This is a genomic window from Allofustis seminis DSM 15817 (assembly GCF_000374325.1).
In the GTDB taxonomy this organism is placed as follows: domain Bacteria; phylum Bacillota; class Bacilli; order Lactobacillales; family Carnobacteriaceae_A; genus Allofustis; species Allofustis seminis.
In genome coordinates this window covers 83,334-92,176 of the sequence record NZ_KB894084.1, presented here as the reverse complement: position 1 = coordinate 92,176, position 8,843 = coordinate 83,334, and the positions used below count along the sequence as shown (strand labels likewise).

The window sequence follows — 8,843 nt, the reverse complement described above, 5'->3', positions numbered from 1 at the left end:
TTTCCCACGTGTTACTCACCCGTCCGCCACTCATCCCTCTCTGCAAGCAGAGAGTTCATCGTTCGACTTGCATGTATTAGGCATGCCGCCAGCGTTCGTCCTGAGCCAGGATCAAACTCTCAATTTTTAATGAGGGGATGAACACTGTTCATCCCAAAGGTTTGATTGCTCAAAATTAATGTTTTGGTTTTGGTTGGTGTCTAATGAATGGAATATTCAAAAGACCCTTGCACAATTTGGTTGTATTACTTTGTTCAGTTTTCAAAGATCTATGCCTGCGTTGCTTTATCGAACGCGACTTAAATATCATAGCATGTAAAAAAATAGGTGTCAACGATTTTTTGAATTTTTTTGGACAATTTAGTGTTTAGTACTTTATGATCGCTATTATTTCCCTCTCAGCAGTCACTCACTAAATTATTTTACACGAACATTTAATGAATCCAGTCAAAAATAAAGAGAGCTGATCGCGATCAACTCTCTTTACATTTACAACATTTTAAAAAGAAATAGGGGATCTCTTATAAAATGTAAATTAAAATCTTAAGCTGTAAATCGTTTGTATTTTAGCCACCGTTTTGCAACAAAGCATAGACCGAAAGTAAAGAATGCAACAGTTGCACACATTCCTGCCATAGAAACATTAAGTGCTGTCGCTACAAAAAAGCCAATAGTACAATTCAGTGTAGCAATCGCTAATGTCCATAGATACATGGATTTAATTGTTTTCGTAAAGAGCTGCGCCGTCATAGCAGGTGCTACAAAAAATGAGATGACTAAAATAGATCCTACGATTGTAAAATTAATCACTGTAGTTAATGAGACAAGAAACATAAATGCAAAGTTTAATAAACCATATTTAATTCCCGCCGTTTTTGCAAATCCTGGGTCAAAAATCGAAATTTTTAATTCTTTCCAAAATAATGCGATAAAAATAATATCAACAATGAACAATGTTCCAGTGGAAACAATGCTCTTAGGCACAACCATGCCCAAGAATTCTTGAGTATTCAGCGGCGCAAAAATAATATCGCCCATCAGTACACAATCAACATCCAAGTGAACATTTCGCATATATTTCGATAAAATAATTACTGCAACGGAAAATAAAAAGGTGAAAACAAGCCCCGTTGCTGCATCATTTTGAACGGTCGTTTTTTGAATAATCCATTCAATTAAATATACTGTTAATACTCCTACAAGTGCAGCGCCTACTTGAAGTAGCGGGGAGTCCATGTTCGGTACGATTAAAAAGGCAATCACAATACCTAAAAGTACCGTATGGCTCAATGCATCCGTAATCATCGACTGATTACGTAATACAACAAATGTTCCAATATTGGCACATGTTAAGCCTGCCAAAACCAAAATTATTAAAGTGCTCATCATTAATGCATTCATCTTATTCCCCACCTCTTTGCTTGATTTTGTTTGACACTAATCCTTTAGGACCAAAGAGAATGGACAAGAAACACATACTACACATCACAACGGTAATGGCCGGCCCAGTTGGCATATTATGAATAGTAGACGAGAGATAGGTGCCGAAAAAGGCAGAAAAACCACCCACAAAAGCAGCAATACCTAAAACATGTCCAAAATCATCCGTCCACTGGAGCGCGGCGATGGTTGGAACAATAAGCATTGATGAAATTAAAATCGCACCTACTGCTTTCAAACCTACAGAAATCAGCAACATACACATTATAAGTGTTATCCAGCGTAAATATTTAGCACTGATTCCTACCGTCTTCGCATAGACTTCATCAAATATATAAATTTTGAATTCTTTGAAAAAAACAATAAGCATCATTAGCGCCAAGGCTGCAACAATCATAATAAGCAGCGTATCATCTTTCATAATATACGAAGCTTGTCCAAAGATATAATTTTGCAACCCAGCCTGTGATACTTCCTGATATGACGGATGCCCTTGAATGTAAGATTTAAGCACCATCCCCATCCCGAAAAATGAAGATAGGACAAAGGCTAGCGCATTATTCATTTCAATTTTTTTGTGCTGACCAATGGTTTGAATACAGAAAAAGGCAAGTGATCCCGAAATAAAGGAACCAAGTGCTAAGATCGCGGGATTACGCGTTTGAATAATCATAAAAATTCCCACAATTCCTAAATAAGAAGAGTGACCAATTGCATCACCAATCAAACTTTGCCCTTTCAACACAGGAATAGCACCAACTGCCCCAGCTGCAAGACCAAGAAAGATGGTCCCTACCGCCACAACTTGAAAAGTATATTGAGATAAAATGCTAATATCCATAAATATCGCCCACCTTACTCTGATAGACCGCATTAATTGCTTCTTTTGTGAAAGCTTTTTCTGTCGGTCCGTAATGGCGCAAGGTTTTGTTCATAATCGCTACATAATCAAAATTATCTCGAACAGTAGACAAATCGTGATGCACCGCAACGATGGTTCGTCCTTTTGATTGAAAATCATTTAAGATATCCATAATGAGGTGCTCTGTATTAATATCTACCCCTTTGAGTGGCTCATCCAAGAAATATAAATCAGCATCTTGGGCAATGGCTCTGGCAAGAAAGACGCGCTGTCGTTGGCCGCCAGAAAGTTCGGAAATTTGTCGATTGCGAAACTCCAACATCTTTACTTTTTCAAGTGCATCTTTTGCAGCTTTTTTATCTTCTTTTGAATAGCGTGATAAAAAGCCAGAATACACATAACGACCCATTAAGACGACATCTTCCACTGTCGTTGGGAAATTCCATTGCACTTCACCCTCTTGGGGCACATAGGCAATCCGTTTATACACTTCTTGATAAGGTTTATCGAAAAAACTCACTTCGCCAGTGATCGTTGGATAAAGCTCTAAAATGCCTTTTAATAATGTAGACTTTCCTGCACCGTTTGGTCCAATAATTGCCATTTTACAATTGTTCGGGATTGTCATATTGATGTCTTCAAGAACATTTTCTTTTTGATAAGCCATCGTTAAATTGCTGATGGTTACAGTGTCTTTTCCCATATGCTTCACTACCTTGACTTTCTATTATTTTAAGTATTTTACCATTAAATCAACGTTGTGTTTATACATATCAATATAATTATCGCCATCTTTTCCTTCTTGTGCAAGTGAATCAGAGAATAATTCTTCACCTTCACCTTGTACAACTGTTACATCAAACCCTTGTTTTTTGCATGCTTCTTGAATTTTTTCCATACGTGCAGGGTCTGTCGTTGATTCCGCAAAAATTGCTTTGACTTTATGTTCAATAATAAAATCAACGGTTTCTTGAATGTTAGTGTTTGAAACTTCTGAGTCTGTTGACACTCCTTGAGGGGCAACAACTTCCATACCATAATGACGTGAGAAGTAGTTAAAGGCATCATGTGGTGTAATAAGATAACGTGATTCTGCAGAAATTTTATCTAATTCTGTGCGATTATATTCATCTAATTTGTCTAATTCACCTTTATACTCTTCTGCTTTTTCGCGGATAGAATCATCTTTAGTAAGTTTTGCTAATTCATCTGCTGCGACATCCACTGCTTTTTTGTATAAATCAATATCAAACCAAAAGTGTGGGTCAACAACCATCTGGCCGCCTTCATCCATTTCACCAATTTCTTCTTTTGTGAAATTCTTCGCTACGGCGACACCCGTTGCTTCTAAAGCATCAACCATTTTACCTTCAAAATGAAGTCCATGATAAAGCACTAAATCTGCGCTACTTAATTTTTCCAAATCTTCTGGTTTGGCTTCATAAAGGTGTGGATCTTCCCCAGCTGGAATGATAAGTTCTACTGTCACTTTATCTCCTGCTAGCTGTTTTGTCATATCATAAAGGAATGAAGTTGTCGTTGTTACCGTTGGCTTGTCGCCTGATGCTCCTTTATCCTCTACTTTTTTATCGGACTTGCCATTGCCGCAAGCCATTAACATAAATACAAAGAACGCTGAAAAAAGCGTTTTAATAAATTTCTTCATCAGAAATTTCCTCCTTTTTTATTTTTAGTTACTTATAACATTATATTTAGGTATAACTAAAATATCAAGTGTTTTGTTTTTTTATTCTACACCATCTAACGTAATGCATATAGCAAAAGAAGCTGTTCCTATCAAAGTATCATATTTTTGTTTACCATTATTAAAAATGTGTTAAAATGATTAGTATAGAATAATGGAGGGGGATCTATATGATTAAACAACTTGCTGTGCCAAAATCTAAAGTACGTACGGTACCTGAAACCATCACACTGCAAGAAGCAATCGATTTACTTGAAGAATTCGGTTATCGTTGCGTGCCAGTTTTAGACGAAAGCGGCAAAATTTACCGCGGAAACATTTATAAAATGCACATTTATCGTCATAAAGCAAATGGTGGCGATATGAGCTTGCCTGTTACACATTTGCTGAAAAATGCCACAAAATTTATCCATACAAATTCATCTTTTTTTGAAATATTTTTTATGATTAAAGATTTACCTTATATTTCAGTTTTGGATGAAGAAGGACATTTTTATGGCATCTTGACTCATGGAGCTTTGATTAATTTATTGGAACAATCATGGAAAATTAATCGTGGCAGCTACGTTTTAACCATTGCAGCGCCTGGTGAACGTGGCGATTTGACAGAAATCTCACGTACGGTCAATCGCTATAGCAATATTATGAGCTGTATCACATTAGATTTAGATGCTGAAATTTCGATCAAGCGTATGATTATCACACTTGAGCCAGGAATTACTGAAGCAACCGTCACACAATTAAAACAAGACCTCGATAAAAAAGGATATGGCATTTTATCTGCCGAAAAAATTTCCGAAAATTAAAAAAAGACTCTCAGCAAATTGCTGAGAGCCTTTTTTATTTCATCATTAATTGTCTAAAATGAATATGCTTGTCAAGTGCCAAGATAATAGGCGCTGTTGCAAGCATCACAATTGCGATACTTGCTGCAATACTTGCATATATTACCCAAAAAGCAACCCAATCTTGCGTAAGATAAGCAATCATACCTGCCACAATAAAACTCATCGCTGCAAAAATCATACTGTTGAGCACCAATTTCTTGGACATGGACTTTATTTTTTTCGTCAACAAAAAGACAATCAGTAGCGAAATGGCGCTATGTAATGTCCCAAATATCACATCATATACCCCAAACCCTGATTGAAAATTAGCAATGGCCACCCCCAAAAGCAAACCATATGCATATTTCTTATTGAAAAGTGGCAAATGGGCAAACATCTCAGAAAGTCGCAGTTGCAAACTTCCATAAGATGGCAGAAAAATTGTAATAACAATATAAACTGCTGCAAAAAGGGCATTGATGACAAGTTGACGTGTGGACAATTTCATAAAAATTCCTCCTAGAATAGTATAGTTTACGTGGGTAATATCTTCCGAACCACGGTTGCTAACTTGCAACAATTACTACTGTATCACGTTTTAATTGCTTTGCCAATGCATGCAAAAAAGTCGCCCATAAATGGGCGACTTTATCTTTTTCTATTCATTTAATCCCAAGCTTAAGAGTAGGGCACGATCAATCTGTGTCATTTGATGTGCATCTAAAATCGTCAACCGATCTGTTAGACGCGATTTATCAATGGTACGAATTTGCTCCAATAACACGAGTGAGTGCTTTTCAAGATGTGGTGTATCTTCAATTTCGATATGAACTGGTAGCAACTCTTCCTCTGTCTTAGTCGTAATTGGTGCAATAATGACTGTTGGACTGAACTTGTTGCCAGTATCATTTTGAATAATTAATACTGGACGCATTCCACCTTGCTCTGACCCTACGACAGGTGATAAATTAGCATAATAAATCTCACCACGTCTAATCATCGCTAACGTTCTCTCCTTATTCTCAATGTTCCAAAATGACGATAGCCGTTGCTGCAAGTCGTGTATGCGTGATGGATACATGACAAGCTCCACCATGCGGGCTCTCGCTCACAAAGGGTGCACCACTTGCTGTATCATTCAAAATCTCAATCTCTTGAAATGATACCCCGCCGATGCCCGTCCCCCATGCCTTGCTAAATGCTTCTTTTGCAGCGAAGCGCCCTGCCAAGAATTCCAGTTGTCTTTTGTCCGTCATGCGTTCAAAGACATAGTACTCTTTTGGCGTTAGAATTCGTTTAGCAAATGACATTTTATTCAGAAGCGATTCAATCCTTGAAAGTTCCACTTGATCAATACCAATACCTCTAATCATGAGAAGATCCTTGACCAATTCTCAAATCATCGACAATACTTAAAAGTCCTGTTCCGAAACTTGATTTTATAAGCACTTGATCCTTTTCAGTCAGTTGCGCTTTAAGAGCCGAGACCAATGCCATTTTATCTTTTGCAAAATATTTGACACGTTGCGGAGGAAGTTGTGTACTTAGCACTTCATAAAGAGATGCCATTTCTGTGCCATATAAATAAACAATATCAAAAGTTGCAAAGTCTACACTATCTGCCAATGCAGCATGAAGTGCAGCGGAATTCTCACCTAATTCACGCATATCACCAATGACTGCTATCTTACGACCATCACCTTTTAAATGTGCAAAATATTGTAATGCCGCTTTCATTGATGTTGGGCTTGCATTATAAGCATCATTTAAAATATTTACCCCATTGATTCCTTCCAACCATTCAAGACGATTTTTAGTCAAATCTACTTGTGCTAATCCTTTTTTTATTTCGGACCAATCAAGTCCGAAACTTCTCCCGATGCCAATCGCTGCTAAAGCGTTGCTCACATTATGACGTCCAGGAATTGGAATCTCCCATTCGTCCTCTTCAGCATGCCCTTTTAAATGGAAAGTTGTTTTGTGCATGAATTCTTCTACTTGATCCGCTGAAAAGGTTGCATTCGGCGAAAAACCGAATGTGCGCTGTGTAATGGTGTTAGCAACTTGTGAAGAAAGCGCCTTAAGGAGTGGCTCATCTTCTAAATATAATAAGATGCCATATGGGCGCAAGCCTTTAGCAATCGCCATTTTATTTTTGGCAATATTCTCTCGCGTTTTGAAAAATTCAATATGCGACTCACCAATCATGGTCACGACCGCCACATCTGGATGAAACAAACTTGCTAAGCTTTCCACTTCTCCTGGACGATCCATTCCCATTTCCAAGACCACAATTTCTGTATAAATAGGCATGTCTAAAATTGTCTTTGGAACACCAATTTGATTGTTATAATTCTCTTGTGTTTTATATACATCAAAGCGCTGACTTAGCACACTAGCTGCTAAATCTTTTGTCGTTGTCTTGCCATTAGAACCAGTAATTGCAACGACTTTTGCCTGTGTTTTTTTAAGATAATGCTGGGCTAAATGATTCATTGCGCTATGAGCATCTGCCACAAAAATAACTGGAAAATCTGTCGGTGCCCCAGCAACGTGGCCTTCCCACAAAGTAGCTGCTGCACCTTTTTCGATAGCTTGCGCAACAAAATCATGACCATCGCGTTTGTCCTTTAATGGAATGAATAATGCGCCTGCTTCTAACTGACGCGTATCAAAATGAGCGGATGAGATCTCAATAGCACCAAATTTTTCCACATCATTAAGTGTCCCATGAACTGCATCAGCAATTTCTTTGACCGTCCATTTGATTGTTTTTTTCATTTAATTTCTAGCCTTTCCATAGCGTGCTTGACGCATTTTAAATCGTTTGAGTGCCAGTTGAATCAACTCTTCAATCAGATCGCCATAAGCCAAGCCCGTTGCTTCCCATAATTTTGGATACATACTAATTGGTGTAAAACCTGGGAATGTGTTCAATTCATTGATGAAGATTTCTTCTTCATTTGTCACAAAAAAGTCAGCGCGCGATAACCCATTACCATCAATCGCCATAAATGCTTTTGCTGCATATTCGCGAATTTTCGTTGAAGCTTGGGCGGATAAGTCAGCTGGAATCTGTAAAGTTACTTCATTATTGACATATTTAGACTCATAATCATAAAATTGTGTTTCTTTTACTAGTTCTCCAACAACTGATGTATTCACATCTTCATTGCCTAAGACCGCCACCTCAACTTCACGAGCGTAGATCCCTTGTTCAACTAGTACGCGATGATCATATTCGAAAGCTAATTCGATCGCTTCTTCTAATTCTTCACGAGAGTGGACTTCTGAAATACCAACACTGGAACCTAGGTTCGCTGGTTTCACATAATAAGGATAGGCCAATTCTTTTTCAACTTTGTCCATAACATCTTGGGGACTTGTTTCCCAATAGGCCGGATGAATAGCAACAAATGGCAAGATTGGAATACCCGCTTCTTTGAATAAAATCTTACTCATAATTTTATCCATTCCAGCAGCACTTGGTAATACCCCAGCACCAACATAAGGAACGGCAAGCATTTCTAAAAGACCTTGGATCGTACCATCTTCACCATTCGGACCATGAAGGACTGGAAAGACGACACATTCTTCTTCATGCAGTGAATTTAGATCAAAAGGTGTCCCTGTTTCAGCAACTTTCCGCAATTCACCAATAGATGGTACCTGTTCTTTTTCATGAATAGCAGAACCTTGGAACCATTGGCCAGCCATTGTAATATAAACAGGTGTTACTTCATAATAGTTATAATAAATTTCTTGTAAAATATGGTAGGCCGAAATAATGGATACATCATGTTCCGCACTCTTGCCACCATAAAGTAAATAAATATGCATAAAAATCGTTCCTTTCATTTTGGAATACCTTATATATTTTATCATATTATGCTCTATAATTTAATGAAAAATATGCCCCGAAATCTACGGACGATTTCTTTTATTTTGGTGCATAATTTCCATTTTATTGTATCATGTAGGACGCGCTGGAGAAAGCGGTTACAACTAG

General features: G+C 37.7%; 10 protein-coding genes and 1 rRNA gene. 1 reads left to right on the top strand and 10 read right to left on the bottom strand.

Annotated elements, in window-relative coordinates; all coding sequences use genetic code 11:
- The 5 genes from C231_RS0105965 to C231_RS0105945 all read right to left on the bottom strand — a co-directional run.
- Positions 1–127: ribosomal RNA gene (locus C231_RS0105965) — 16S ribosomal RNA — on the bottom strand; the annotation flags it as partial.
- A 416-nt stretch (positions 128–543) separates the two neighbouring features.
- Positions 544–1,401 (bottom strand): metal ABC transporter permease, encoded by an 858-nt coding sequence (locus C231_RS0105960; RefSeq protein ID WP_018659720.1) that lies wholly within the window; start codon positions 1,399–1,401, stop codon positions 544–546.
- 1 nt (position 1,402) lies between these two features.
- Positions 1,403–2,281: a metal ABC transporter permease gene (locus tag C231_RS0105955; RefSeq protein ID WP_018659719.1), complete on the bottom strand. Its 879-nt coding sequence runs from the start codon at positions 2,279–2,281 to the stop codon at positions 1,403–1,405.
- A complete protein-coding gene (locus tag C231_RS0105950; protein ID WP_018659718.1) occupies positions 2,271–3,005 on the bottom strand; it encodes a metal ABC transporter ATP-binding protein in 735 nt (244 codons plus the stop codon). Before C231_RS0105950 ends, C231_RS0105955 begins: the two co-directional genes overlap by 11 nt.
- A gap of 24 nt (positions 3,006–3,029) precedes the next feature.
- Positions 3,030–3,968 carry a metal ABC transporter solute-binding protein, Zn/Mn family gene (locus C231_RS0105945; protein ID WP_018659717.1) on the bottom strand — a complete coding sequence of 313 codons (939 nt, stop codon included), beginning with the start codon at positions 3,966–3,968 and terminating at the stop codon, positions 3,030–3,032.
- Between the two features lie 209 nt (positions 3,969–4,177).
- Between C231_RS0105945 and cbpA the strand changes: the two genes are divergently transcribed.
- Positions 4,178–4,813 (top strand): cyclic di-AMP binding protein CbpA, encoded by a 636-nt coding sequence (gene cbpA / locus C231_RS0105940; RefSeq protein WP_018659716.1) that lies wholly within the window; start codon positions 4,178–4,180, stop codon positions 4,811–4,813.
- 34 nt (positions 4,814–4,847) lie between these two features.
- Here the strand turns inward: cbpA and C231_RS0105935 are convergent, their stop codons facing one another.
- The 5 genes from C231_RS0105935 to C231_RS0105915 all read right to left on the bottom strand — a co-directional run bounded on the left by C231_RS0105935 (position 4,848) and on the right by C231_RS0105915 (position 8,674).
- Complete coding sequence (locus C231_RS0105935; protein ID WP_018659715.1) at positions 4,848–5,342, bottom strand: QueT transporter family protein; 495 nt, start codon at positions 5,340–5,342, stop codon at positions 4,848–4,850.
- Between the two features lie 150 nt (positions 5,343–5,492).
- Positions 5,493–5,834 carry a type II toxin-antitoxin system PemK/MazF family toxin gene (locus C231_RS0105930; protein WP_018659714.1) on the bottom strand — a complete coding sequence of 114 codons (342 nt, stop codon included), beginning with the start codon at positions 5,832–5,834 and terminating at the stop codon, positions 5,493–5,495.
- A 22-nt stretch (positions 5,835–5,856) separates the two neighbouring features.
- The gene (acpS, locus tag C231_RS0105925; RefSeq protein WP_018659713.1) at positions 5,857–6,207 is read right to left on the bottom strand and encodes a holo-ACP synthase; all 351 of its coding nucleotides are present in this window, start codon (positions 6,205–6,207) and stop codon (positions 5,857–5,859) included.
- Complete coding sequence (locus C231_RS07945; protein WP_018659712.1) at positions 6,200–7,615, bottom strand: UDP-N-acetylmuramoyl-tripeptide--D-alanyl-D-alanine ligase; 1,416 nt, start codon at positions 7,613–7,615, stop codon at positions 6,200–6,202. The genes acpS and C231_RS07945 overlap by 8 nt, the downstream gene beginning before the upstream one ends.
- On the bottom strand, positions 7,616–8,674 hold the full coding sequence (locus C231_RS0105915) for a D-alanine--D-alanine ligase (protein WP_026314379.1): 1,059 nt from the start codon (positions 8,672–8,674) through the stop codon (positions 7,616–7,618). It lies immediately after the preceding gene.
- Positions 8,675–8,843: the final 169 nt, after the last annotated feature.

What these genes read in the sequence shown, in the direction of transcription:
- C231_RS0105935 (WP_018659715.1), bottom strand. Translation starts at nt 5,342, where the DNA reads ATGAAATTGTCCACACGTCAACTTGTCATCAATGCCCTTTTTGCAGCA.
- C231_RS0105950 (WP_018659718.1), bottom strand. Translation starts at nt 3,005, where the DNA reads ATGGGAAAAGACACTGTAACCATCAGCAATTTAACGATGGCTTATCAA.
- C231_RS07945 (WP_018659712.1), bottom strand. Translation starts at nt 7,615, where the DNA reads ATGAAAAAAACAATCAAATGGACGGTCAAAGAAATTGCTGATGCAGTT.
- C231_RS0105915 (WP_026314379.1), bottom strand. Translation starts at nt 8,674, where the DNA reads ATGCATATTTATTTACTTTATGGTGGCAAGAGTGCGGAACATGATGTA.
- C231_RS0105945 (WP_018659717.1), bottom strand. Translation starts at nt 3,968, where the DNA reads ATGAAGAAATTTATTAAAACGCTTTTTTCAGCGTTCTTTGTATTTATG.
- C231_RS0105955 (WP_018659719.1), bottom strand. Translation starts at nt 2,281, where the DNA reads ATGGATATTAGCATTTTATCTCAATATACTTTTCAAGTTGTGGCGGTA.
- C231_RS0105960 (WP_018659720.1), bottom strand. Translation starts at nt 1,401, where the DNA reads ATGAATGCATTAATGATGAGCACTTTAATAATTTTGGTTTTGGCAGGC.
- acpS (WP_018659713.1), bottom strand. Translation starts at nt 6,207, where the DNA reads ATGATTAGAGGTATTGGTATTGATCAAGTGGAACTTTCAAGGATTGAA.
- C231_RS0105930 (WP_018659714.1), bottom strand. Translation starts at nt 5,834, where the DNA reads ATGATTAGACGTGGTGAGATTTATTATGCTAATTTATCACCTGTCGTA.
- cbpA (WP_018659716.1), top strand. Translation starts at nt 4,178, where the DNA reads ATGATTAAACAACTTGCTGTGCCAAAATCTAAAGTACGTACGGTACCT.